The following is a 24613-nucleotide window of genomic DNA, read 5'->3' on the forward strand; positions in this document are numbered from 1 at the left end:
TATGCTTTTACATCATACGCTCCCCTCCCTAGAGTACGTGGTTATAGCTACACTTCTTCTTTCTACGCTGATTTTTGAGGATTCAGGGAATGGCGACACACTCTGTGGCAAACAAAACATCACGACACGCCTTACTCACCGCAGGGTTGCTGTCCCTGGCGGTAAGCGCATCGCCTTTCGCCAACGCGGCAGACGCGACCACAACCCCGGTGCAGGGCGGTACGCTGAATATCGGGCTCGGCAGCGACACCCCGGTGATCGACCCCTCGATTACCGCTTACTCCGTGGCGGCGCTGGTCGCTCGCAACGTGGTAGATTCGCTGGTTGGTCAGGCGGAAGACAACCATTTTACCCCCTGGCTGGCGGAACGCTGGGAAATCAACGACAACAACACCCGTTATACTTTTCACCTGCGTAAAGACGTCACGTTCAGTGACGGCACTAAACTGGACGCAGCGGCGGTGAAATACAATCTGGACCGTATTCTCGACCCGAAAACCACCTCCAGTTACGCGAAATCCCTACTGGGGCCGATCGATAACATCGCCACGCCAGACGACTACACGGTGGTGATCAGCTATAAGAGCCCGTTTGCCGCACTGTTACAGGGGCTGAGCCTGCCGTATTTAGGCATTCAGTCGTCGACGTACCTGAAAAATACCCCGAATACCAGCAACACGCTGGTCGGCTCCGGGCCGTTTATTCTGGAATCGTTCGTCAAAGGCAGCGGTAGCCGCCTGAAAAAACGTCCGGATTACCACTGGGGGCCGGGTTATGCCGCGCATACTGGCCCGGCGTATCTGGATAAAATCGAATTCAAATACCTGCCGGAATCGTCCGTGCGCCTTGGCGCATTGAGCAGCGGCCAGGTACAGGCGATTGACGCCGTGCCGCCGGCCAATGCTGCCGCACTGAAAAAAGATACCCGCCTGGATGTGATCACCCGAGAAAACCCCGGCGTTAACCGTGTGCTCTACCTCAACACCTCTAAAGGCCCGTTCCAGGACGTCAACGTACGCCGCGCCTTCTTACATGCGGTGGATGCCGCCTCGGCAACGAAAGTCGCGTTCTTCGGCACGCTGAAAGCCGCGGATAGCGTTCTCGGCCCGTCCACGCTGTATTACGACAAATCCGCCGCCGCACTGGGGGGGTTTGACCTGAAAAAAGCCAATCAGTTGCTGGACGAGGCCGGCTGGAAAACCCAAGACGGCGAAGGTTACCGCACCAAAGACGGCAAACGCCTGACCGTGCATTTCGTCTACAGTACCGGTTCGTCGGAAGCGGCGGAGATAACCCTGTTCCAGGCGGTACAGTTCCAGGTGAAAAAAGCCGGTATCGACATCCAGCTCAATCCGGTAGACAGCGGAGGCTTTACCAGCCGCACCAACGATAACGACTACGACATCGCTTCTAACTACTTTGTACGCGCCGAACCGGATATTCTGCGCACGGTGTTCGACTCTAACTATATTCCGCCCAACGGCAACAACTTCACCCGCACCCACTTGCTGGATGACAAGCTGAGAAAAGCCATCGGCGCCGGCGATGCCGAACGCCAGCAGTTGTATAGCGAAATCCAGCGTGAACTGCTTGATCAGGCTTACGCGGTGCCGCTGTTCGTTCCAGCCTACCAGTTGGGCCTGTCGAAGAAAGTGCAGGGCATTAGCTGGGCCACCAACGCCAAACCGAACTTCTATGATGTCTGGATTAAACCGTAACCTGGCAGTCACGGCTCTCCAGCGACTCTTCACCATCGTGGCTGTGCTCTGGGGTGCAGCCACACTGACGTTTATCGCCGTCAAACTGATCCCCGGCGATCCGGTGGCTATCCTGAGCGGCGGCGATAACGTGGTGGATGAGGCGTATCGGGCGGCGCTGATCAAGCAGTTTGGGCTCGATCAGCCGCTGTGGATGCAATACTTACGTTACTGCGGACAGGCACTGCAAGGCGATTTCGGCATCAGCTATCAGTACCGCCAACCGGTAGTCGTACTGATTGGCGATGCCATGCGAGAAACCATCCAACTGGCGATTAGCGCGTTGGCACTGGCTTTGCTGCTGTCAATTCTCAACGCGTTGCTGACCGCCGGGCGTTATGCCCGGCTGCGAGCGCTGATGTCCTGGCTGGAACTGACGCTGCTCAGTACGCCGGTCTACTGGGTCGGCATCGTGCTGCTCAGCGTGTTCAGTTTCCGCCTGCAATGGTTTCCGGTGATGGGCAACGACGGGCTGATATCGCTGGTGTTGCCGGTCGTCACCCTGAGTCTGCCACTGGCGGCGCTGCTGAGCCAGGTGCTGCGCGACGGGCTGGAAGAGGCGCTGTCGCAGCCATTCGCACTGACGGTGCGTACCCGTGGCGTCAGCGAAAGCTGGCTGCGCTTGCGCCATGGTTTGCGCCACGGCGCGCTGGCGGCCTCAACGCTGACCGGCACGCTACTGGCAGGCGTGCTGAGCGGTTCGGTACTGACCGAAACCGTGTTCGGCCGCGCCGGCATCGGCCAGATTACCCTGCACGCCATCGAAAGCCGCGACATGCCGCTGGTGCTGGGACTGGTGATGCTGTCCGCCCTGCTGTTTGTCGTCATCAACCTGCTGGTGGATGCGTTGTATCTGCTGATCGACCCCCGTTTGAGAAAAAAGGCGAGCGCCCATGAGCAGTGAACCTTTAACCTATAAGCCATTATCCCCGAAACCTGTAACAGGTCGTGAGCCTCTGATGCGGATACGTACGTTCCATCGCACCGCTTATCGCGGCCCCTGGCTGGCGCCGGCGACGTTACTGCCGGCCGCCGCCGTGCTGCTGTTGCTGCTGGCGGTGTTTTTCCCGTCGCTGTTCACGCACCGCCTGCCGGATGAGATGGACATGGAGGCGGTGCTCCAGCCCCCCAGCGCAGACCATTGGTTCGGCACCGACCCGCTCGGGCGCGATGTGTTCACCCGCGTGGTGTACGGTACTTCGCTGTCGCTGAGTATCGGCGTCGGTGCGATGCTCACAGCCTGCCTCGGCGGTGTGTTGCTGGGCGCGTTGTCGGCACTGGCGCCGTTGCCGGTACGCCGCGTACTGGTGCGGTTGCTGGATATCATGCTGGCGTTCCCGGAAATGTTGCTGGCGCTGCTGGTGATCGCGGTGCTGGGCCGCGGCCCGGAAAACACACTGCTGGCGGTCGGGTTGGCCGGCGTCGCCGGTTATGCCCGGTTGGTACGCTCACAGGTGTTGCAGGTGAAGCTGTCCGGCTACGTGGAGCACGCCGTCGCGCTGGGTGAACATCCGCTGTACATCGTGGTCCGCCATATCATTCCCAACACCTTACGGCCGTTGTTGATTCTGGCGACCATCGGCGTGGGCAATGCGGTGTTGTCTGCTTCGGCGCTGAGTTTCCTCGGGCTTGGCGTGGTGCCGCCTACCGCTGAATGGGGCGCACTGCTGGCCGACGGCCGCAACTTTCTGGATATCGCGCCTTGGGTCAGCCTGTTTCCCGCCAGCGTTGTAGCACTGTCGGTCATCGTCATCACCCTGCTGGGCAGGCGTTTGCAGGCCATTCTGGCCAAGGGGGCGGCATGAGTCAGTCTGCTTCACAGCCGTTGTTGCGCGTCGAAGGGCTAAACGTCACCTTCCCCAGCCCGCATGGGCCGGTAGAGTCGGTGCGTAACCTCTCTTTCCAGGTTAATCCCGGTGAAATTCTGGCGCTGGTGGGGGAATCCGGCTCCGGTAAATCGGTCACCGCCCGCACGTTGGTCGGGCTGGCGGGTGAACGGGCGCAGATTCAGGCCAATGCCATTGAGCTGGTGCGCCACGACGGCAGCCCGTGCGATCTTCAACAACTGAGTACCCGCCAATGGCAACAGGTACGCGGCCGGGAAATCGGCTTTGTGCTGCAGGATGCGCTGGTCTCGCTCGACCCATTGCGGCGCATCGGGCAGGAAGTGGCGGAGCCGTTGCTGACCCATAAACTGGCGGCGCGTAACGACGTGGCGACCCGCGTCGCTGAGCTGCTGGCGCAGGTCGGTATTCCCGATCCGGCTAATCGCGCGGCACAATACCCGCATGAGCTGTCCGGCGGTTTGCGCCAGCGAGCGCTGATTGCCTCGGCGCTGGCGGCCGGGCCAAAACTGTTGATCGCCGATGAACCCACCACCGCGCTGGATGCCACCGTGCAGCAACAGGTACTCAAGCTGTTTACCGCATTGGCGCAGGCTGGGCACGGCGTACTGCTGATCACCCACGATCTGGCGGTGGTATCGCAAGTCGCCGATCGGGTCATGGTGATGCAGAAAGGCGCACTGGTGGAACGCGGTCCGGCACGGCAGGTGCTGTCCGCGCCGCAACACCCGTACACCCGCCGGCTGCTGGCCGCCATTCCGACCGCCGCCACCCGCGGCAACTGGCTGGCGGGAGAAAACCCACTCAGCCCGCAAGCATCGGCCCTGCTCTCTTCCGCCGGCGAGTCAGGCGCAAAGAGTGGGCCGGCACTGCAAGTCGACGGCGTATCCGTCTCGTTCAAACGCCCGGACGGCAGCCGCATGACGGCGGTGAATAACATTTCGCTGACGGTAGAACGCGGAGAAACGCTGGGTATCGTCGGCGAGTCCGGTTCCGGCAAAACCACGCTCGGGAAGGTGGTGCTGGCGTTACAGTCACCAGACAGCGGTGAAGTTCGCTTGTCCGGCCGCCCCTGGAGCACGCTTTCTGAACGGGAGCGTCGTCCGTTACGCGCCCGGATTCAAACCATTACCCAAGACCCGCTCAGCTCGTTCGATCCACAGTTCACCATTGAACAGATCCTGCTGCAGCCATTACGGCTACGACGTGATCTGAGCCCACAAGCCCGCCAGCAGCGTATTCTTGCCCTGCTGGATCTGGTGGGGCTGTCGCCAACGTTGCTCGCCAGACGGCCGCAATCATTGTCCGGCGGGCAACGCCAGCGTATCTCCATCGCTCAGGCGCTGGCGGCGGAGCCGGAGGTGCTGATTTGCGACGAGCCGGTATCGGCGCTGGATGTCACCACACAGGCACAGGTGCTGGACCTGCTGGTCGCGTTGCAGCAACGTCTGCACTTGTCGATGGTGTTTATCTCCCACGATTTGGGCGTGGTGCAACACATGAGCCATCGGATTGCGGTGATGAAAGACGGCGACGTGGTGGAACGCGGCACCGTGGAACAGATTTTCAATCAACCACAGCACCCTTATACCCGACAATTACTGTCCACCGTCGCCCCGGTAGTCATTAATCGGCAAAATAACGATATTTACGCCTGACGTTATTTCAATGCGCCATCATGAAAATGACATTTTCAATTAACAGGAACATGTTATTTATGATGGCGTACTTCCCTCCACTTATAAAAACACTTATTAATCAAAAGGAAATAATCACATCAAGAAAACAATAATTTCATTGATACTAATATTCGCATTCTGATATAAACACTTACAAATGGACTTCTAACACAACCACTGGGATATATATGGCCAACATTATTTACCTGACACTGCAAGGTGACAAACAGGGTTTGATTTCTGCGGGATGCTCCACATCGTCATCAATAGGTAATAAATATCAATCCGGCCATGAAGACGAAATTTTCATTTATGAATTCTTTGGTCATTTAAGCCGTGCCGATAATGTTTCTTTTCTCCCCATCCAGATAAAAAAACCGATTGATAAGTCCACACCATTAATTGCACAAGCACTCAACGATAATGAAACGCTCACCTGCGAGTTCTCTTTTTATCGTACCAGCACGACGGGTGGCAATGAGCTGTATTTCAAAATCAAACTACTCGGTTCCATCATTACTGATATCAGTTACGTTTACCCACATTCGTTGACGCACAATGATGAACAACCACACGAAAGCGTACACTTCAAGTTCCATACTATTGAATGGGAGCATGTTGTCGCCAGAACTAACTCATACCTGTTCTGGAAAGACGCAGCGAGTTAACAGACAGCAATGATTCAGTTATCTATCAACTCACCAAAATAGACCATACATCTGAAAAAGGAATTCTATGGCGTTGCAAGGAAAGTTTATCGTCAACAATGCTGACTACTCACCATTAACGTTGTTGGGTGTGGGGACGTTTATGGCGTTTTCTGGTAACAAAATTTATCGTAATCGTGGTGGATGTACTGATGTACCAGAAAATGGCCCTATTCCAGCTGGCCGTTATTGGATTGTGGATCGTCCTACAGGAGGAATGCGCTCACAGGTTATTACCTGGTCTAAGGACAAGCTAAACTCTATATTAGGGAATCCATCCGATCATTCCGAGTGGTTTGCTCTATATAGAGATGATGAGAAAATTGATGATTACACGTGGATCAATGGTGTGGAACGAGGTAACTTCCGGTTGCATCCAGTCGGAGGGAGGGGAATCTCTCAAGGATGTATCACGCTACGACATTATTCTGATTTTGCTGCTATTCGTGCAGCTTTGTTAAGAACAAGAATGCAGCCTGTACGTAATACTGGTTTGAAGTCATACGGAACAATTGAGGTAGTCACTTATGGCAACACTTGCCCGTAGAGTATTTAAGACGTTGTTATTTTTCGTCCTTTATTACCTATCACTACAGTATATTCATCCCTACCCGATAATCTTTACCCGCAGCATGACCGATCAGCTTGTCACCGTTGCCAACTATCTGGGATTTAGCGATCCGGAATGGTTCTACCTGCTGGCGGTGTTAATGATTAATATGATGATCACCGTGGTGCTATACGGGTTAAGTATACGAGCATGGAAATACTATCAATCGATGAAATATTAATCAGAAAATAAAAAATTGCCGATGACCACATTTATTCACAGGATGATAAAAACTCTACTATTTATTGTCTTATTTTTTCTCTCGGTACGTTATGTGCACACTTACCCGATCCCTATGCCCAAAGAGCAGGTTACGCTGCTTTTCAAGTTGTCTGCCGCATTAGGTATTCGTGATCCAGAAGATCTTTATATCTCGTCCATGTTGATTATTGAGCTGATAACCACAATAGCGGCCTATATCTTAATCATGAAAGCATGGCAACGATATAATAACAAAAAAAAACTGATGGAAATTTATGATTTTTATTAAAACCACATTATTTAACAACATCATCAAGGTGACTATTAAATCTAAAAAAATATTCCATTACACTCTAAAGGCACTCTTATTTATTGCTTTATTCCTTCTGGCTATTCGCTATGTCCATACTTACCCTGTCCCACTGACTCGGAAACAAACCGATCTGTTAGTAACACTATCGGAAAAGGCCGGCTGGAAAGACCCTGAATTGTTCTACATCGCTGTAATGTCAATTATCGATCTGATCGCCGCCACCCTCGTTTACTTAGCGCTCATAAAACTCTGGCGTTATTACCGCACCTCGCGTTCAACACGGCAATCTTCTTCGAAATAATAATAACCGCCCCACCTCTTCACACTTTAGCGCCGGACTGAAAACGCTGCCGGTAACCGCTGGGGGTGACGCCGAACGCCTGATGGAATACCACGGAAAAATAATTGCTGTCGTCAAAACCGCATTCGGCCGCCACTTCACTGATGGTTTGCCGGTTATGGCGCAGTAATTCCATCGCCCGGCAGAGCCGCAACTGACGCAAATACTGCGCTACGCTCATGCCGGTCTGTTGTTTGAAGCGACTACGCAGGCTACGCATACTAAGGCCGTGCAACTGGCAGAAATCCTCCAGCCGAAACGGCCGGGCGATACTGGCGCGTAGCGCATTCATCAATAGGTCCAGTTGCTGGGCATCCGCCAGTTGGGTGCTTTCCGGCGCGTAGCGATAACGCAGCGCCAGCAGCGCAATCTGCAACAGCAGCACTTCGCTGAGCTGTAACGACAGTGGGTCCGACTTCATGCACTCTTGCGCCAGATTTTCCACTTTGTCGCGCAGCGTATCCATGCTGTGGGTCGCCAGACGCCAGTAACGCTGCTGCTGCGGCACCTCGCCGCCGGGCAACAGGTTTTGCCAGTCGGTAGGCAGCGTCAGGCGATCACGGATATAGAGGATGTTGTCCAGCTCCAAATCATGCACCGATTCGTAACTGTGACGATCGCGGGCGGAGACATAAAACAGATCGCCGCAGGTGATGCGGTAAGGCACGTCATTCCACAGGTGCAGGCCATTGCCGCGCCAGACAATCACCAGCTCGTCGAAATCGTGATGATGCAACGGAAACGCCGGTTGCGGGCTGCGCTCCGCTACCGTGACCGTATTTTTATCGGTAAGAAAGTAATCTTCCGTTCGTAACTTCAACCCGCGGGATGGCACAGCCTGTCGCCCCTGTCACGTTAGAGCCTTATCCCATTAGGGCTATTTCACCGGCCATTTTGGCCCTGGGCAGTGCGCGACATCCTCACGTACTCCGTGTACGTTCTGGGCTCTCCGCAACTGCCCGAGTCCAAACTGACTGCGCCAATAACGCCTAATGGGATAGGCGCTTAGTCCTCACACAGCGCCTGATGGCGCAACGCTTTAGGGGCCAGCGAAAAGGCTTTGCGGAACTGGGTGGAGAAGTGATTACTGTCACTGAAACCGCAATCATGGGCGATGGTGGTAATCGAGTCATCGCTGTGCTGCAACCGACGCCGCGCTTCCAGTAAACGCAAACGGTTCAGATAGCGTTGCGGCGTCATACCGGTACGCTGCTTCACCTGCCGGTGCAACGTACGCAACGACAATGAAAAGCGATCCGCCAGCGTTTCCCAATCCACCTCTTCGCAATAGTTATGCTGCAACCAGCCCAGCAACGCCTGAATTCCCAGGAGTTCACTGCCGTCGCCCTGAGTCTGGAAACTCTTTTGCCGCAACAGAACCAGGATCTGCAGGAACAGGCTTTCGCTGGTTGCGATATCTTCCGGTCGGTCGCGATGCGCCAGCGCCGCCAGTTGCAAAATCAGCTGTTTGACTTGTTGCTGAGTCGCGGCGTTCAACTGCCATTGCCCCAGCCACTCGCCATTCGCGCCATACGGCAGAAACGGCGCAATATCCGACAAAAAGCGGAAACCGCGCGGCGACCGATACAACACATTGGTCAGATGCAACTCTTCCACCTGCTCAAACAGATGACGATCGTTGTCCCGTACGAAAAATACCGCCCCGCTGCATAACGCGAAGGGTTGATCGTTGAACACGTGCACACCGGCGCCTTGTTCCACCAGCACGATTTCCCAGAAGTCATGATAATGTTCAGGAAATGCGCCCTGCGGCATCCGGGGTTCCACGGCTACCGTCGCCGCCTGTGAAGCAAAAAACTCTTCGCCATGAAGTTGTGTCATGTCGTCTTTCCCCCTTCCGCCTGACTGATCCGCCTGTCAGGATAGTAATCAGAAGGGAAGCCCCTGCGCCTTAAAATAGCGCCGCGACATTGCCGCCGCGAGGTCATTTTTTCAAGATCCAGCCGTTAAATCACTGAAATGTGGTTAGGATCACAAGCGTTTGCCGCCGTCGCCGAGGCGCTTATCCAACGGCTATCTCCACAAATCGTGAACCGCTTCACAGTCAACTTTGCCATTTTGCCAACCCCATTTTTCAGATGGCACTCACCCAAAGGTGCCGCCGCCTCAACTTTCCTACACTGCCGACTATCGTCACCAACACACCCTAATTACCACGGAGAGAACGGCAATGGCGGTCAGGTATTATGTGGCAGTCGATCTTGGCGCATCCAGCGGACGAGTGATGCTGGCGTCGCTGGAGACCGAAACCCGCCAGTTGGCGCTGGAGGAAATTCACCGTTTCAGTAATCCGCTACGGCAGTGGCAGGGACATCACCTGTGGGATCTGGACGAGCTGGAGAGCCAGATTAGGCACGGGCTTGAAGCCGTCGACGCTCGCGGCATTCACCCGGTCAGTATCGGCATCGATAGCTGGGGAGTAGATATGGTGCCGCTGGACCGGCAGGGTAGCCGGCTGGGCCTGAGCTACTCGTACCGCGACCATCGTACCGACGGTCAAATGGCGCAGGTTATCGCCGAACTGGGCCGCGAACGCCTTTACCGACAAACCGGCATTCAGTTTTTGCCGTTCAACACCCTCTACCAACTGCGGGCGCTGCGCCGGCAAGAACCGGAAGTCTGGGGGCAGATAGCCCATTTGTTGATGATTCCGGACTATTTCCACTACCGGTTGACCGGCCACATGGCGTGCGAATACACCAACGCCAGTACCACGCAATTACTGAATCTACACAGCGGCGACTGGGACCACGGCTTGCTGGATTATCTCGGCGTGCCGCCCAACTGGCTCGCTACGCCGCATCAGCCGGGCCAGCGAGTCGGTGACTGGGTGGCGCCCAGCGGTCGTGCCGTACCGGTCGTGACCGTCGCCACGCATGATACCGCCAGTGCGGTCGTCGCCGCCCCGCTGACCGATGCAGACAGCGCTTATCTCAGCTCCGGCACCTGGTCGCTGATAGGCATTGAAAGCCGCGAACCGCTGACCGGCCCGGCAGCGCTGGCCGCCAACATCACCAATGAAGGCGGCGTCGGCGGCCGCTACCGGGTACTGAAAAATATTATGGGGCTCTGGCTGTTGCAGCGAGTCTGTCAGGAGCAGCAGGTCACGGATCTGCCGGCGTTGCTTGATGAGGCCGCCGCGCAGCCGGGATTTGTCAGCCTGATTAATCCGAACGACGAACGGCTGATTAATCCGCCTTCCATGAGCGACGCCCTACTCGAACTCTGCCGTGAACACGGCCAGCCGCAACCCGTTGGCACCGCGGCGCTGGTGCGCTGCATTCTGGATAGCCTGGCGCTGTCTTACCGCCAGGGCTTGCTGACGCTGGGTGTACTGCGCGGCGCGCCGTTACGTCATTTACATGTGGTCGGCGGCGGCAGCCGCAACAGCCTGCTGAACCAACTATGTGCAGACGTCTGCCAGGTGCCGGTGCTGGCCGGCCCGGTTGAAGCCTCCACCCTCGGCAATATCGGCTGCCAGCTGATAGCAGAGGGCGCCGTGGCGGACCAGGAAGCCTTCCGCCGTCTGCTGACCGACAACATACCGCTGCACACTTTCGTCCCCCGACAGAATTGTGATTTTGCTGATCACTGGCGCCGCTTTCAGGCGCTGTGTCAGATTAACGAGGAGCTCACCGTATGAATACCGCGATAGAAACCGCCTGGCGTTTGGCCAGAGAACGTTACGCCCGACTGAATATCGATGTGGATGCCGCACTGCGCCAGCTCGATCAAATCCCGGTCTCCATCCACTGCTGGCAGGGCGATGATGTGGCTGGTTTTGAACACGGCAGCGGTGCGTTGACCGGCGGTATTCAGGCGACCGGCAATTATCCCGGCAAAGCGCGCAACGCCACCGAATTACGCGCCGACCTGGAGCAGGCATTTCGCCAAATCCCCGGCCCGAAACGCCTCAATCTGCACGCCATCTATCTGGAATCAGCAACGCCGGTAGCGCGTAATGCCATCGAACCACAGCACTTCAGCAATTGGGTAGCGTGGGCCAAAGAACACCAACTGGGACTGGATTTTAACCCGACCTGTTTTTCGCATCCGCTCAGCAGCGACGGCTTTACCTTGTCGCATCCGGATGAAAACGTGCGTCGTTTCTGGATTGAACATTGCCAGGCCAGCCGCCGTATTTCCGCCTGGTTCGGCCGTGAGTTAGGCACCGCCTCGGTCATGAATATCTGGATCCCGGACGGCATGAAAGACCTGACCGTCGATCGGTTGGCGTTTCGTCAGCGGTTGTTGGCGTCACTGGATGAGGTGATCGCCGAGAAACTGGATCCGGCCCACCATATCGATGCCGTAGAGAGCAAGCTGTTCGGATTAGGCGCGGAAAGTTTTACCGTCGGCTCCGGCGAGTTTTACATGGGGTACGCCACCAGTCGCCAGACGGCGCTCTGTCTGGATGCCGGCCACTTCCACCCCACCGAAGTGATTTCCGACAAAATCTCCAGCGCCAGCCTGTTTGTGCCGCGCCTGTTGCTGCACGTTAGCCGCCCGGTACGCTGGGACAGCGACCACGTGGTGCTGCTGGATGACGAAACTCAGGCCATCGCCCATGAAATCGTGCGTCATAACCTGTTTGATCGGGTACACATCGGGTTGGACTTCTTCGACGCCTCCATCAACCGTATCGCCGCCTGGGTTATCGGCACCCGCAACATGAAAAAAGCGTTGCTGCGCGCGCTGCTGGAACCGACCGAAACCCTGCGCACATTGGAACAAAACGGCGACTACACCGCCCGGCTGGCGCTGCTGGAAGAGCAGAAATCGCTGCCGTGGCAGGCGGTGTGGGAACACTACTGCCAGCAGCATGACGTCACGCCCGGCAGCGACTGGCTGCAATCCGTTCGTCACTACGAAAACACCGTTCTCTGTCAACGTTAATCTGTCAACGTTAAGGATTCATCATGCAATCAATTCTCTCCTCCTGGTTTGTACAGGGAATGATCAAAGCCACCAGCGATATGTGGCTTAAAGGCTGGGATGAGCGCAACGGCGGCAACATCAGCCTGCGCCTGACCAAAGACGACGTGACGCCGTTTGAAAGCGATTTCTATCCGCAGCCGCGCCATGAAGCGCTGTCTCAGCCCATGCCGGAATTGGCAGGTTGTTGGTTTATCGTCACCGGGTCCGGCAAGTTTTTCCGTAACGTACAACTGGACCCGGCGGACAATCTGGTTCTGTTGCAAGTGGATGCCGACGGCCGCGGTTATCGTATTTTCTGGGGGCTGACTAACGGCGGCCTGCCGACCTCGGAGCTGGCGGCCCATTTCCAGTCGCACATTGTGCGTATGAAGGTCAGCGGCGGGCGGGATCGGGTGATCATGCATTGCCACGCCACCAACCTGATCGCGCTGAGCTATGTGCTGGAACTGAACAGCGCCGCCTTCACCCGTGAACTGTGGGAAGGCAGTACCGAATGCCTGGTCGTATTCCCGGACGGCGTCGGGATCGTCCCGTGGATGGTGCCGGGTACGGACGCCATCGGCGATGCGACGGCCGAACAAATGCAACACCACTCGCTGGTCTTGTGGCCGTTCCACGGTATTTTCGGCACCGGCCCCTCGCTGGATGATGCCTTCGGCCTGATCGATACCGCGGAGAAATCGGCGGAAGTGATGGTCAAGGTGCGTTCGATGGGTGGGAAAAAACAGACTATCTCGACCGAGGAACTGATCGCACTCGGCCAGCGCTTTGGGGTTACGCCGATGGCGTCCGCCTTACACCATGCCGGATAATCGGCAACGTAAGGCGTTGGCGATATCGCGCCATAACGAATAGGCACGCACGCCCGCAGAATACCATGCCGGCAACAGCGACCGCCGGGTTCAACAGTAATGGTGATGACGGGTGAAACCGGGTTATCGCCGCTGTCGGCATGGGACACAAGGATGTTTCCCGCTGGGTATAAACGCGCGTTGTTGTGCCCGATGATGCGCCACAGGATGACAAACATGTTGAGAAAAGCATTTGTAATGCAGGTTTTTCCTGAGAGTCACGACGAATATCAGCGTCGCCACAACCCGATCTGGCCTGAGCTGGAGGCGGAATTAAAAGCACACGGCGCGCACAGTTACAGCATATTCCTCGACCCGACGCGCAACCTGTTATTCGCGTATGTGGAAATCGAATCGGAAGCACGCTGGAATGCCATCGCCCAGACCGACGCCTGCCAGCGCTGGTGGAAATACATGAAAGAGGTGATGCCCGCCAATCCGGATAACAGCCCGGTCAGCGCCGAGCTGAAAGAGGTTTTTCACCTGGCATAATATATACCCAAAATAATTCGAGTTGCAGGAAGACGGCAACTGAGTGAATCCCCAGGAGCTTACTCAAGTAAGTGACTGGGGTGAGCGAGGGCAGCCAACACACCTGCAACTTGAAGTATGACGGGTATACAGGTTGTGTCCCGCCATGATGCGGAACACAACCGCATTCAGGCACAACCGCCCGCGATAATTAACGCTCACCACCCTGCGATTATTATTTTTATGAAACCGCATCGTTAACGAATCGTTTCTTTTTTAATTATCTCACCCCGCTGACAATTTCTTTATTCACAGAAACAGTAAAAAGTCACACACTATCGTCACAAAACCGCTGTTCCAAAAATAAAAAAACAATTCATCAAAATGACGACTTGCCCCTATGAAGGGAATAAATTTTTGAATTACCATGCCGTTAATTAAAGATACTTTCCCTTGCCAAGAACACCATGATGAAAAAATTCTCGCAATTAACTGTCTTTTCCAAGCTGCTGTTCGGATTTTCCATACTGATCGTTATGATGCTATTTATTGGCGCGGTCTCTATTTATCAACTCGGCGCCAACAACGAGCGCATCAAAGATTATCGCGATAATCGCCTGCCGGGGGTGCGCTACACGCTGGAGATGCGCGGCGTCTTGTCCGAATTGCGTTTGCAGCAAATTCAATACATCTCCTCCCAAACACCGGATGAACGAGAAGGCCACCGCAAAGAGCTGTTGCAGAATCAGGATATATTTTTAACCGCGCAGGCAAATTACGCCAAATTGGTGAAAAACGACACGCAGGATAAACAAGCCTTATTCAGCCAGATAACCGACAACTTTAAGAATTTCGTCGATGTGAACGCCAAAGTCATTGAGGCGGTCAACGCGGCAAAACTGGACGAAGCCAGTAAAATTAGCGGTGCAGTTTCCTCTAAGTACCGTTCCCAGTTGATGAAAGATCTGGCGAAACTGGTGGAGATGGAAATCGCCAGCGGCGATCAGGCGGCGGCCGCATCGGATGATGGCTATCGCAGCGCATCTTATACTCTGGCCGGCTTGTTACTGCTGGCGGTGATCGCAACCGGCGTTATCGCTACGCTGATCGCCCGTAACCTGTCCCGCCAGTTGGGCGGCGAGCCGGCGTATGCCGTCGACATCATGAACCAGATTGCCGCCGGCAACCTCAACACCCTGATCAATCTGCGGGCGGGCGATACCCAGAGCTTGCTGGCAACGATAAAAAACATGAATGAAAAGCTGGCGGCTATCATTCACGCTATCGTAAACGGCAGCGAATCCATCTCACTGGCGGCCAGCGAGATAGCCCAGGGCAACAGCGACCTGTCGCAACGCACCGAAGAGCAGGCCGCGTCACTGGTGCAAACATCGTCCAACATGCAGCAGATTACCGAAACCGTAAAACGCAATGCCGACAACGCCCATCAGGCGAGTGAACTGGCGCGCCAGACGTCGCAAACGGCGGTGCACGGCGGTAACGTGGTAGACGACATGCTCAAGCGTATGCATGAAATCTCCGACAGTTCGCAGAAGATCGTCGATATCATTTCGGTGATTGAAGGCATCGCCTTCCAGACCAACATTCTGGCGCTCAACGCCGCCGTGGAAGCGGCCCGTGCCGGTGAGCAAGGCAAAGGATTCGCCGTCGTCGCCGGAGAAGTGCGTAATCTGGCGCAGAAGAGCGCCAACGCCGCCAAAGAGATCAAAACGCTGATCGAAGGCACGGTAGAAAAAATTACCGATGGTTCACGTCATGCCGATACCGCCAGCCAAGCGATGGAAGAGATCGTCTCGTCGGTCACCAAGGTGACGGATATCGTGGCGGAAATCTCGATGGCGTCTAACGAACAGCATCAGGGGATTAAGGAAATCAGCGTCGCCATCGACCAGATGGACCGCGTGACGCAGCAGAACGCCGCGTTGGTTGAGCAAGCCGCCACCGCCGCCCAATCCATGACGGAACAGGGCGAGCAGTTGCGCGACTCGGTTCGTTTCTTCCAGTTAGCCAATCAGCAATCCGCATTCCGTCTTAACTGACGTCAACAAACGGGCCGTACACATGACGGCCCGTCTTTTTTCACCCTGTTTTATCCGTTGTGTTCCGTTATGCTCCGCTGCAAGGCATGAGAATATTCACTCGTCATTAGGCAGGGTTTTCAAGGCCTGAGAGAGCGCCTCAGCCGTCTGACGTAATGGCGTCAACAAGGTATCTTCGTCGATTTGGTGCAGCTTGACCGAAGAGAGCGATAATGAAATGGCGTATTTCACCCGCTGACGCGCACCAAATACCGGGGCGGCGATGCAAGAGACGCCAACCTCATGCTCTTCCCGATCAAACGCCACCCCACGCTGACGAACATCTTCCAGTTCGCGCTTCATGTGCCCAGGGTCGGTAATGGTATAAGGGGTCAGTTTACGGATGTACGGGTAATGGCGGCCCCAGTACGAAAAGAACGCCTCTTCACTGTCGTCGGCCAGAAACAGTTTCCCCATCGCCGAGCTGAATAACGTCATCTGTTGCCCCAAATAAGCACGGGTGCGCAACATACCGATAGTCGGTTCCAGCTTGTGGATCAGAATGCCGTAATCACCGTCGCGCCTGGAGAAATTGACGGTTTCTCCGGTCACTGCATTCAACGCCTGCAACGACGGCGCAATCAACCGAAGAACCGCGGGCGGCGCCAGCGACGTCTGCCCAACGGTAATAAATCGGGTGGTTAAACGATAACTGCCCGCCGCAGGCGCCGGGGTCACGTAGCCACATGCCTGCAACCCCTGCAGCAAGCGATGCACCGTGCTTTTATTAAGCTGAGCCAGCCCGGCCAAATGCGCCAGCGGGCAACCGTTAGGGTAATTGCTTAAAATCTCCAGCAGCAAAAATCCCCGCAGCAGGCTTTGGTTGCCTGTGGGTTTATCATGACCATGCGACAGCGCGCCCATCCATCCATCCCTCTGACTGAATAGTTTCGCTTATCGATAGCATGATTTGACATAATATGACGTGATCCCTGCCGCTCTGCGTTACATCGCCGCCGCGTTGCATCACAGAGACAGAAAAAAGACGCCGGGATTACCCGCCACCCGCATCAGGCCAACCAGGGATGCCAGGCGCTAAAGTACTCCCGAACCTGCGGGTCCAACCGCGTCGGATCGCCGCCGATCTCCCCGGACAACTTGGCAAGAAAATCCACCAGCCAGGACGCGTTGGCTTCAGCGATACGTTTGCCCTCCGCCGTGTTCATGGTTTCCGGCAATTTCATCAGCTTGATGCGAAAATGATCCAGCGTGTAGAGACGATCATCCGGCTCACGCTCGCAGGCAAACAAATCCTGCGGATCAAACAACGATCGCCCCATCATGCCCGCGACATAAAACACCCGCGCCAACCCTAACGCGCCCAGCGAGTCGAGCCGATCGGCATCCTGTACGATTTTCGCTTCCAGCGTTTGCGCGGTTATGCCGGCGCTAAAACTGTGCGCCTCGACGGCATGACACAGCGCCGGATGCAACGAGTGGGGAAAGTCGGGAAAATCCTGCGACAGAATACGCAAAGCCTCTTGCGCCGCCATACGCGACGCCCGGCAACGATCAGGATGATTCTTCGGCACCAGCACGATGTCGTGCAGGTACGCCGCGGCGATAATCACCCGCAAATCGCCGCCTTCCTGCTGCTGGATTCGCCGGGCGCTATTCGCTACCCGCACCAGATGATGATGGTCATGCGCGCTATCCACGGAATCCGCCAGATGTCGGGCCACGTATTGACTAAGAGCCTGTTCAAAACCGAGTAAATCCATACCGTACTTTTCTCCTGCATCAATCCCTGTCTGTCATCAAAGAATAACCAAAAAGTCATGACAGCAACATGACTGATACGCTCAGCGCTACCCTTCGATATTGATAATAAGCGGTAAAATTATTGAGACAAAAAATGTTTATTACCCGTTTTGTCAATAAATAAACATTTACTTTCGCAGCCACACATTATTATATTTAGGCGCTTATACCCGTCATACTTCAAGTTGCAGGTGCGTTGGCTGCGTTCGTTCACCCGAATCACTTACCTGAGTAAGCTCATCGGGATTCTCTCTCTTGCCGCCTTCCTGCAACTCGAATTATTTTGGGTATATATGGTGTCGTAGCGTTTATTTTTTATCTCCGCTTACGTCATTTTTTTAATTTACAAAACATGACCTGATATACCCCCAATAATTCAAGCAGCAGGACAGCGGCAACGCAGCTAATCCCCTGGCGTAGGAACATGCGCCCAGGATAGGCAAGGAAAGCCGATGTACCCGACACTTGCAGTATGGCGGGTAATACTGTCAGGGGTATTTATCCCATGAGTCCGGTTTTGCTATTTTTTCTCACATTGGTGTTTATCGCTGATGGCCTGATGGTGTTCCTTATTCCGGTACTGGTCTATGCTGAAACGCAAAGCCTGACCTATTCCGGTTTGTCTTACATGCTATGGTGGTTACCGCGAATTGTCTTGACGCCGGTACTCGGCGTATTGATTGACCGTCTGGGCGTTCGCCCCGTTTCTATCGCCTCCGATGCGATCAAAGCGTTTGGTTGCCTGCTGCTCTGCCTGGTGCTGAATTTTGCCGAACAACCACTGATACTGGCGCTCACTTGCGGGTTGCTGGGTGCCGGCGTGTCCATCGGCAATGCACAAACGATAACGGCGGTGGAAAAGCTGATCGCCGCCTACAGCCGTCATATCGATCGGGATGCCAATCTGTTGACCCGGTTAGATTTGCTGGGCATGGTGCTGGGGCCGCTGGTCGGCATGTTGTTATATGAATACGGTTTTCTGACGCTGTTGTACATCGCGGCGACGCTCTATTTATGCAATGCCTATTATTTCCTTACCTCTCGTTTGTTTAATTTTACACCGGATTTTTCACCGAAAAATAAAATCAGGCCACCGAATTCGGAAAAAACGAGATTATTCCCTTTACTGATAATTCTGAAAAATCCATTTATTATTTTGATGATCGCCCTGGCGCTGGGAAATAATATGTTTGATGGATTAGTCGAATCCAGCGGTGCCGCCCTGATTGAAAATAATATGGGATTATCAGTGAAATATTTTGGTTTCATTGATATCTGCGCCGGTGCGGCAGGATTTTTATCCACGCTGATTTATGGTGCGGCCCTCAATCGTCTGAGTCGCGAAGCGCTGTTGACGATAGGGCTAGGGTTGATTGTCATCGCCTCGCTGCTGCTGACCACCACGCTCAACCAACTGGGGCCGTTTCTGACGTTCTACGCGCTGGGCATTGCCGGTAAGGTGTTTACCGGTAATATCATGCGTACGTTGCGCCTGACGCTGATCCCCTACGAGCATCTGGCCAGCACCTCGTCGCTGATTCTGACGCTGAACCAGTCGGTGCTGCCGCTGATGGGGGTATTTCTGTTTTTATCCGACCATTATGACTGGCCGTTGACCCGATTTATGTATATTGCCATCGCGCTCTCGCTGCTGGCCGGCATCGGGTTACTGATTGGCCTGCGGCGCAGGCTGGCCCCCTCTCGGGCAGATGCGCCCAGCCCATCCTGCGAGTAGCCTCTCCGGGTCCCCGCTGAGGGTAGAGGAGCGTCGGCAGGCCATCCTGTTTCCCGCCATACCGGGAGACAGGATGACAGCGGCCCAGCGCCGATTCTTCAGCTACGCCAATATTCAGCTACGCCAAAAAGATGAAGAGAACAGCACCAGAATCGGGTAAATCTCCAGTCGTCCCATTACCATCGCCAGACACATTAACCACTTAGCACCGTTGCTCAGGCCGCCGAAACCATCGGCGGTCGCCCCCAGACCCAGGCCCATATTATTAATACACGCCGCTACGGTTGAAAATGACGTGACCAGGTCATACCCCATCTGATTCAGTGAGAAAATAAACACGCAACTGAAAAAAATGTAGAGAAAGAAAAAGCTCCACACTGAACGGATGACATTTTCCTGTAAGGTGACATCGTTGATCTTGACCATACAAATCGCATTCGGCCGAACCAGTTGCTCCAGTTCGCGCTTACTTTGCTTATAGAGAATCAACAGCCGTAATGCCTTGATACCACCGCAAGTCGAACCAATACAGCCGCCGAAAAAACTGGAAGCCATGAGAAAAATCACCACATGCTCCGGCCATTTGGCATAACCGCTGGTTGCCAGACCATTGTCGGTCATGATGGACGCCGTCATGAAAAAACCGTGCACAAAGGCGCCCTGCGCATCGAAGACATTCAGACGATACAATTCACCGCACACCACCGCCGCCACCAGCCCGAATATCAGCAGGTAAAAACGCAGTTCGGGGTTATACATGAGCGGCTTCAGGCTACGCCGATGTAACGCCACGTAATACAGAATAAAGTTCACGCCGGCCAACAGAGAAAACACCCCGCCGACCATTTCAATATTGGTATTGGCATAATAACCGAGGCTATCCGTTTTACTGGAAAATCCGCCCAGCGATACGGTAGAGAGCGCATGGCATACCGCGTCGAACCAGGGCATACCCGCCAGCCAGTAAGCCACCGCACAGGCTATCGCCAGCAGCGAGTAAACACCCCAGAGTTGTCGTGAGGTATCGGCCAGCCGGGGGGTTAATTTTTCTTCTTTAAACGGTCCCGGCGTTTCAGATTGGTACAGTCTGGCTCCCCCGATACCGAGCATCGGCAGCAAGGCGACGGCCACCACAATCACGCCTAATCCACCGATGAAATTCAGTTGAGAGCGGTAAAACAAGATTGATTTAGGCAAGTTATCGATATTACTCAGCACCGAGCCGCCGGTTGTGGTGATCCCGGACACGCCTTCAAACATGGCATCGGTAAATGAAATATTCAGATCGCTGCTAATCGTCAAGGGCAGTGCGCTAATCAACGAGAATAACAACCAGAAAATCACGATGATCAGAAACCCTTCGCGGGGAAATACCCGTGAAAATTGCTGTCGGGTAGACATCCACCCCGCGACGCCAACCGGAAATACCAGCAAGAAGGTATATAAGAAAGCGAAAAAACTCTTTTCCCTAAACCAGAGCGCAACCAGTGACGGCGGCAGCATGGAAAGACTATACAGCATGATGAGGAAGCTACAGAGACGCGTAATCACCATAAGCTGGTTTCTTGTAATCATTACCTACCCTTACCGCAATCGGTTATACCCGTCATACTTCAATAGAAAGAAAAAACGCCCACGTTTAAAACCCTGCAACACGTCAGGTACGCATAGGAGCAAAACAACATTTATGGTTCGGGCAATCTGCCCATCACATCAACAATATTAAAGTATGGCTACGATAACGCCCTCTCTCAATGTCTGGCGAGAAACTCACCCGCCTCCTGCGGCAACATTTTGGACTGGGCATTTCAGCGTATGTCAAAAAGTATAAAAAATTTATAAAAATGAAGCGGCTTTCTTTGTCCGTTTCGCAAGCCGCCGTCTGCGTATGCAGGCCAAACCACCATGCCAGAGCACATGCCGTCAGGGCTGACGGCTCGACAAATCACACGAAAACATAAAATAACTCTTTGTAACTACAGCACAGAATGCAAAAAATAGGCACGTCTGGTTACGAATCCGTCTCCGCCACATAACGCATAATAGAATGCCATACACGTAAGATAAGTTGCGCATTACCCGCCGCGCCGCTGCCGGCGGTAACGACAGAGCCTATACAACAGCTTTGTCCTTTACTTTCAAACACCGGGAGAAAATATGTTACGGACAATGTGTCTGATAGCCTGCCTGTTCAGCACCAGCGTGCTGGCAGCGGAAAGCACCGATCTGGCCTCACTGGTTAACCAACGCCTCAGCTATATGAAAGATGTGGCGGGCTACAAAGCGGCTCATCACCTGGCGATTGAGGACCTGCAACAAGAAGACAACGTACTGAAAGCCAGCCGACAGCAGGCAACGCAGTACGGGCTGGACGCGGACTCCGTAACGCCGTTTATTCAGGCACAGATGGATGCCGCTAAGGCGATTCAATACCGTTACCGTGCCGACTGGCTGGCTGTGCCCGAGAAGAACTGGCAGCCGCACCCGTTGGACGAAGTGCGCGTGCAGATAGCCAAACTGAACGGCGTACTGCTACAGCAACTCGCCGATACGCTGCACAAACAGGGCGGTAGCCTGAGCCGGCTGAATCACACGGCGTTTATGCACGCCGTCACCCAGAAGAATCTCAGCGAGCACGACAAGGCGCGGCTGTTCGACGCGCTGAAACAGGCTAAATTACAGCAATAGTCTCAGGCGGCGCGCCACTGCGCGCGCCGTTTTACCTTCCCCCCGACGCTTCGTTTTCGCCACCACGCGCCGCACAGAAAACTACCGTACTCCGTTGCAGGAAATTGCGTCATACTCCTTGCATACGCAATTTTACTGCGCCGTTTGCGCCTGTTGAGATTCAATCACCATGAAAACCAAAACCGCTGCCATAAAAACCAAAACCACCGCCGCCGACAACCCCGACGAAAAAAACCTCAATCTTGACCGTTTCGATCTGGCTATTCTGCGTTATCTCCAGTCCGATGCGTCTATTTCGAATGTGGCGCTGGCGGAAAAGGTCAAGCTCAGTGCGCCGGCGTGCCTGCGGCGGGTAGAACGGCTGAAACAGATAGGATTAATCAAAGGGTATGTCGCCCTGCTGAACCCACAGGCGCTGAATGTCGGCATGGTGGTGTTAATCGGCGTGGTGCTTGACCGATCGACGCCGAAAAGCTTTGAAGATTTCGAAGCGGCGGTGCAAAAGATCAGCGGCTGCATGGAATGCCACGTGGTCACCGGCGAGTTCGACTACATCCTGATGATACGCACCAAAGACAACCAGAGCTTCAACAAACTGCACGCCGAGCAATTGCTGTTCCTACCGGGCGTGCGCCAGATTCGCTCCTTTATCGGCCTGCGGGAAGTGCTATCGACGACGCAGTTGGTGTTTTAAGGGTGGGGAAGCCGGGCCGTATCCCGCCTATTGCTGTTCCGGCAGCCCCAGAAAAACACAGGGTTCGAGGCGGGAACGTTGCTCCTTCCCCATTATGCCAGTTACGGTTTCGGCACCTTCATTATCCGATTTTTACCAAATACATTAATCAGCCAAAGCTTCAATACGCAAAAGCCAGCGGTGAAAATGCGGGCATTGTCGACGCATACTATCCAGCCCAATATCAGCCGCAATCAACGGACCATGTAATGTTTTTTTGTATGTAGGGATAGTCGCCAGAATACGTTTAGACGGCGCGGTTTGCGGGCTGTTATTGATCTGCTCAGGCGTAGGAAACTCGGCTTTCATCGCCAGGAGTTTTTTTACCGAGGTTTCGTCATCGATCCAATCAATAAACTTTTCAGGCTGGCAAAACAGCAGTGCCTCGTATTCATGCACGATAAAATTTGAGAGAAAATTAGGCTGATTGATATCTTGCTCAAATGCCTGCTCCAAACGACCAATTCTGACGTAAATATCGGCATTCTGAACCGGACTCCCATCTTGCCCCGGAAAATCCGTCGGTAAACCATAATAATCTATCATGGTTGTCACCCATGCCTGCGGATCCTGCTTACACAATCGTTCTATCTGATGTTTCACCTTGCCATAACTCACAATTCCGCCTTTATGACCTCGACTGGTTTGTGCAAGGATGGGGGTAAAGTAAATTTGTTTATACGCAAATGCCGGTGCCAAAACATCACGGACAAAGGTTTCTTCTGTTTGTCCTTCCACAAAGATATTGACCCGAATCATCGTTGTGGCCTCCCGCCCAACAGATTTTTCGTCCACAACTCACCCAGACTATAATCACTCAACCACTCTTCCAATGAGCCGGACTCAAGCCGTTTGAATGTTGATGCGCCACCTTTCTTATCAACGACAATCAGATCTTCCGCATCAAATTCATTGACCAATTCTACCGACTGGGTTGAGATAATTAACTGATGTTCGTGACTGGCGCTTTTAATTAAATCTGCCAGCACGGCAATCGCGTATGGGTGTAAACCCAGTTCTGGTTCATCTACGATAATCGCACTCGGTTTGTACTCTTCTGGTTGCAATAACACCGTTGCCAGGAGAATAAAACGCAAGCTGCCGTCCGACAGTTCATTGGCTTTGAACGGAACGTCCTGCTCTTTTTCTGTCCACTCAAGCTGAATAGTATCAGGGTTATCTGACGTTGGGCGCAGGTAGAAATCACCAAAAAATGGCGCAACCATCTGAATACTTTTAACGATTCGCTTATAGTGTGCAGCATGGTTTTTCTGCAACCGATACAGGAATGCTGCAAGGTTCGCACCGTCCTCTCTTAAATAGTCATTATCATTAATACGGTGTATCTGCTTTACACGAGCTGATTCGCTGGTGTCATGAAAGTGATAGACGCGCCAGCGCCGCATAATTGGCAATGTGTACTTTTTAATACCTGTATTATGTTCTTCTGCCCGCGATTCGAAATGACCAGCAACAACACCTTTATCGCCACTCATGTTCCACCATAACGCTTCACGTGAAAACATCATCCGGTTGTCATTGGTTGGCTCAAGCTCGAACTTATAACCGTTATTGCCAAAATAAAGTTCGCCTTTCAGATGTGGCGTTTTTTTACGCCCGAAATGCAACATGGCATCAGGCCCGCCAGCTTTACTGACTAACGATTGCAAGCGCTGGTCAAGTAACGTCGCAATCAAACGGAAGAAACTGATAAAGTTCGATTTACCTGCACCATTAGCGCCAATCAGTACATTGAGGCTGCCCATTTGCAACTCACAACGTTCAATAGACTTGTAACCTTCAATCAGCAACTTACTGAGCTGGTCAGGATTGGTCACGTGTTTCATAAACGATTACCTTCTGTT

The 24613-nt window shown here is 53.9% G+C and carries 23 protein-coding genes; 16 read left to right on the forward strand and 7 right to left on the reverse strand.

From position 1 onward, the window contains the following. Positions 1–89 precede the first annotated feature (89 nt). The 8 genes from FDP13_RS09420 (at position 90) to FDP13_RS09460 (ending at position 7412) form a co-directional block, all read left to right on the forward strand. Positions 90–1718, forward strand: coding sequence for an ABC transporter substrate-binding protein (locus FDP13_RS09420; RefSeq protein ID WP_143839297.1), 1629 nt, complete (start codon positions 90–92; stop codon positions 1716–1718). Then, positions 1696–2661, forward strand: coding sequence for an ABC transporter permease (locus tag FDP13_RS09425; protein ID WP_143839298.1), 966 nt, complete (start codon positions 1696–1698; stop codon positions 2659–2661). Before FDP13_RS09420 ends, FDP13_RS09425 begins: the two co-directional genes overlap by 23 nt. Further along, positions 2651–3562, forward strand: coding sequence for an ABC transporter permease (locus FDP13_RS09430; protein ID WP_370512554.1), 912 nt, complete (start codon positions 2651–2653; stop codon positions 3560–3562). The genes FDP13_RS09425 and FDP13_RS09430 overlap by 11 nt, the downstream gene beginning before the upstream one ends. Further along, positions 3559–5259 (forward strand): ABC transporter ATP-binding protein, encoded by a 1701-nt coding sequence (locus FDP13_RS09435; RefSeq protein WP_143839300.1) that lies wholly within the window; start codon positions 3559–3561, stop codon positions 5257–5259. The genes FDP13_RS09430 and FDP13_RS09435 overlap by 4 nt, the downstream gene beginning before the upstream one ends. A gap of 209 nt (positions 5260–5468) precedes the next feature. Then, complete coding sequence (locus tag FDP13_RS09440; RefSeq protein ID WP_040002618.1) at positions 5469–5948, forward strand: Hcp family type VI secretion system effector; 480 nt, start codon at positions 5469–5471, stop codon at positions 5946–5948. Positions 5949–6015: 67 nt separating this feature from the next. Then, complete coding sequence (locus FDP13_RS09445) at positions 6016–6534, forward strand: DUF2778 domain-containing protein (protein ID WP_143839301.1); 519 nt, start codon at positions 6016–6018, stop codon at positions 6532–6534. After that, complete coding sequence (locus FDP13_RS09450) at positions 6515–6778, forward strand: hypothetical protein (RefSeq protein ID WP_143839302.1); 264 nt, start codon at positions 6515–6517, stop codon at positions 6776–6778. Before FDP13_RS09445 ends, FDP13_RS09450 begins: the two co-directional genes overlap by 20 nt. Positions 6779–7073: 295 nt before the next feature. Next, entirely contained in the window at positions 7074–7412 is a 339-nt protein-coding gene (locus FDP13_RS09460) for a hypothetical protein (protein ID WP_143839304.1), read from the forward strand. Between the two features lie 19 nt (positions 7413–7431). On the opposite strand, the gene rhaR is transcribed toward FDP13_RS09460, so the two are convergent. Both rhaR and rhaS read right to left on the reverse strand, forming a co-directional pair. Next, complete coding sequence (gene rhaR / locus FDP13_RS09465; protein ID WP_027713235.1) at positions 7432–8286, reverse strand: HTH-type transcriptional activator RhaR; 855 nt, start codon at positions 8284–8286, stop codon at positions 7432–7434. Between the two features lie 170 nt (positions 8287–8456). After that, positions 8457–9293 (reverse strand): HTH-type transcriptional activator RhaS, encoded by an 837-nt coding sequence (rhaS, locus tag FDP13_RS09470; protein ID WP_015847931.1) that lies wholly within the window; start codon positions 9291–9293, stop codon positions 8457–8459. 349 nt (positions 9294–9642) lie between these two features. Between rhaS and rhaB the strand changes: the two genes are divergently transcribed. From rhaB to FDP13_RS09495, 5 genes are all read left to right on the forward strand, one after another. Further along, entirely contained in the window at positions 9643–11115 is a 1473-nt protein-coding gene (gene rhaB / locus FDP13_RS09475) for a rhamnulokinase (RefSeq protein ID WP_143839305.1), read from the forward strand. Further along, complete coding sequence (locus tag FDP13_RS09480; protein ID WP_015847933.1) at positions 11112–12368, forward strand: L-rhamnose isomerase; 1257 nt, start codon at positions 11112–11114, stop codon at positions 12366–12368. Before rhaB ends, FDP13_RS09480 begins: the two co-directional genes overlap by 4 nt. Positions 12369–12391: 23 nt before the next feature. Further along, positions 12392–13222, forward strand: a complete 831-nt coding sequence (rhaD, locus tag FDP13_RS09485) for a rhamnulose-1-phosphate aldolase (RefSeq protein ID WP_143839306.1) — start codon at positions 12392–12394, stop codon at positions 13220–13222. Between the two features lie 216 nt (positions 13223–13438). Then, entirely contained in the window at positions 13439–13753 is a 315-nt protein-coding gene (gene rhaM / locus FDP13_RS09490; RefSeq protein ID WP_015847935.1) for an L-rhamnose mutarotase, read from the forward strand. 449 nt (positions 13754–14202) lie between these two features. Further along, positions 14203–15792 (forward strand): methyl-accepting chemotaxis protein, encoded by a 1590-nt coding sequence (locus FDP13_RS09495; protein WP_033576605.1) that lies wholly within the window; start codon positions 14203–14205, stop codon positions 15790–15792. A gap of 96 nt (positions 15793–15888) precedes the next feature. Here the strand turns inward: FDP13_RS09495 and FDP13_RS09500 are convergent, their stop codons facing one another. Then, positions 15889–16695: an IclR family transcriptional regulator gene (locus FDP13_RS09500; protein WP_015847937.1), complete on the reverse strand. Its 807-nt coding sequence runs from the start codon at positions 16693–16695 to the stop codon at positions 15889–15891. Positions 16696–16841: 146 nt separating this feature from the next. Next, on the reverse strand, positions 16842–17552 hold the full coding sequence (locus tag FDP13_RS09505) for a phosphohydrolase (RefSeq protein WP_015847938.1): 711 nt from the start codon (positions 17550–17552) through the stop codon (positions 16842–16844). A gap of 545 nt (positions 17553–18097) precedes the next feature. Between FDP13_RS09505 and FDP13_RS09510 the strand changes: the two genes are divergently transcribed. Next, positions 18098–19327, forward strand: coding sequence for an MFS transporter (locus FDP13_RS09510; protein WP_143839307.1), 1230 nt, complete (start codon positions 18098–18100; stop codon positions 19325–19327). 114 nt (positions 19328–19441) lie between these two features. Here the strand turns inward: FDP13_RS09510 and FDP13_RS09515 are convergent, their stop codons facing one another. Further along, on the reverse strand, positions 19442–20902 hold the full coding sequence (locus FDP13_RS09515) for a TrkH family potassium uptake protein (protein WP_143839308.1): 1461 nt from the start codon (positions 20900–20902) through the stop codon (positions 19442–19444). A 582-nt stretch (positions 20903–21484) separates the two neighbouring features. Here FDP13_RS09515 and FDP13_RS09520 point away from each other — a divergent pair. Both FDP13_RS09520 and FDP13_RS09525 read left to right on the forward strand, forming a co-directional pair. Then, positions 21485–22015 (forward strand): chorismate mutase, encoded by a 531-nt coding sequence (locus FDP13_RS09520; protein WP_199886317.1) that lies wholly within the window; start codon positions 21485–21487, stop codon positions 22013–22015. Positions 22016–22205: 190 nt separating this feature from the next. Further along, on the forward strand, positions 22206–22709 hold the full coding sequence (locus FDP13_RS09525; RefSeq protein ID WP_081642349.1) for an Lrp/AsnC family transcriptional regulator: 504 nt from the start codon (positions 22206–22208) through the stop codon (positions 22707–22709). Between the two features lie 144 nt (positions 22710–22853). On the opposite strand, the gene FDP13_RS09530 is transcribed toward FDP13_RS09525, so the two are convergent. Continuing rightward, positions 22854–23507: a DUF4276 family protein gene (locus FDP13_RS09530; protein ID WP_015847944.1), complete on the reverse strand. Its 654-nt coding sequence runs from the start codon at positions 23505–23507 to the stop codon at positions 22854–22856. After that, complete coding sequence (locus FDP13_RS09535; RefSeq protein ID WP_015847945.1) at positions 23504–24595, reverse strand: AAA family ATPase; 1092 nt, start codon at positions 24593–24595, stop codon at positions 23504–23506. Before FDP13_RS09535 ends, FDP13_RS09530 begins: the two co-directional genes overlap by 4 nt. Positions 24596–24613 lie beyond the last annotated feature (18 nt).

Source organism: Dickeya sp. ws52, from assembly GCF_007210685.1.
In the GTDB taxonomy this organism is placed as follows: Bacteria; Pseudomonadota; Gammaproteobacteria; order Enterobacterales; family Enterobacteriaceae; genus Dickeya; species Dickeya chrysanthemi.

Bases quoted from the DNA above. Each gene is read 5' to 3' on its own strand.
- FDP13_RS09460 (WP_143839304.1), top strand. From the start codon at position 7,074: ATGATTTTTATTAAAACCACATTATTTAACAACATCATCAAGGTGACT.
- rhaM (WP_015847935.1), top strand. From the start codon at position 13,439: ATGTTGAGAAAAGCATTTGTAATGCAGGTTTTTCCTGAGAGTCACGAC.
- rhaD (WP_143839306.1), top strand. From the start codon at position 12,392: ATGCAATCAATTCTCTCCTCCTGGTTTGTACAGGGAATGATCAAAGCC.
- FDP13_RS09440 (WP_040002618.1), top strand. From the start codon at position 5,469: ATGGCCAACATTATTTACCTGACACTGCAAGGTGACAAACAGGGTTTG.
- FDP13_RS09520 (WP_199886317.1), top strand. From the start codon at position 21,485: ATGTTACGGACAATGTGTCTGATAGCCTGCCTGTTCAGCACCAGCGTG.
- FDP13_RS09500 (WP_015847937.1), bottom strand. From the start codon at position 16,695: ATGGGCGCGCTGTCGCATGGTCATGATAAACCCACAGGCAACCAAAGC.
- rhaB (WP_143839305.1), top strand. From the start codon at position 9,643: ATGGCGGTCAGGTATTATGTGGCAGTCGATCTTGGCGCATCCAGCGGA.
- FDP13_RS09530 (WP_015847944.1), bottom strand. From the start codon at position 23,507: ATGATTCGGGTCAATATCTTTGTGGAAGGACAAACAGAAGAAACCTTT.
- FDP13_RS09450 (WP_143839302.1), top strand. From the start codon at position 6,515: ATGGCAACACTTGCCCGTAGAGTATTTAAGACGTTGTTATTTTTCGTC.
- FDP13_RS09495 (WP_033576605.1), top strand. From the start codon at position 14,203: ATGAAAAAATTCTCGCAATTAACTGTCTTTTCCAAGCTGCTGTTCGGA.
- FDP13_RS09505 (WP_015847938.1), bottom strand. From the start codon at position 17,552: ATGGATTTACTCGGTTTTGAACAGGCTCTTAGTCAATACGTGGCCCGA.
- FDP13_RS09510 (WP_143839307.1), top strand. From the start codon at position 18,098: ATGAGTCCGGTTTTGCTATTTTTTCTCACATTGGTGTTTATCGCTGAT.
- FDP13_RS09430 (WP_370512554.1), top strand. From the start codon at position 2,651: ATGAGCAGTGAACCTTTAACCTATAAGCCATTATCCCCGAAACCTGTA.
- FDP13_RS09420 (WP_143839297.1), top strand. From the start codon at position 90: ATGGCGACACACTCTGTGGCAAACAAAACATCACGACACGCCTTACTC.
- FDP13_RS09445 (WP_143839301.1), top strand. From the start codon at position 6,016: ATGGCGTTGCAAGGAAAGTTTATCGTCAACAATGCTGACTACTCACCA.
- FDP13_RS09425 (WP_143839298.1), top strand. From the start codon at position 1,696: ATGATGTCTGGATTAAACCGTAACCTGGCAGTCACGGCTCTCCAGCGA.
- FDP13_RS09535 (WP_015847945.1), bottom strand. From the start codon at position 24,595: ATGAAACACGTGACCAATCCTGACCAGCTCAGTAAGTTGCTGATTGAA.
- rhaS (WP_015847931.1), bottom strand. From the start codon at position 9,293: ATGACACAACTTCATGGCGAAGAGTTTTTTGCTTCACAGGCGGCGACG.
- FDP13_RS09435 (WP_143839300.1), top strand. From the start codon at position 3,559: ATGAGTCAGTCTGCTTCACAGCCGTTGTTGCGCGTCGAAGGGCTAAAC.
- FDP13_RS09480 (WP_015847933.1), top strand. From the start codon at position 11,112: ATGAATACCGCGATAGAAACCGCCTGGCGTTTGGCCAGAGAACGTTAC.
- FDP13_RS09515 (WP_143839308.1), bottom strand. From the start codon at position 20,902: ATGATTACAAGAAACCAGCTTATGGTGATTACGCGTCTCTGTAGCTTC.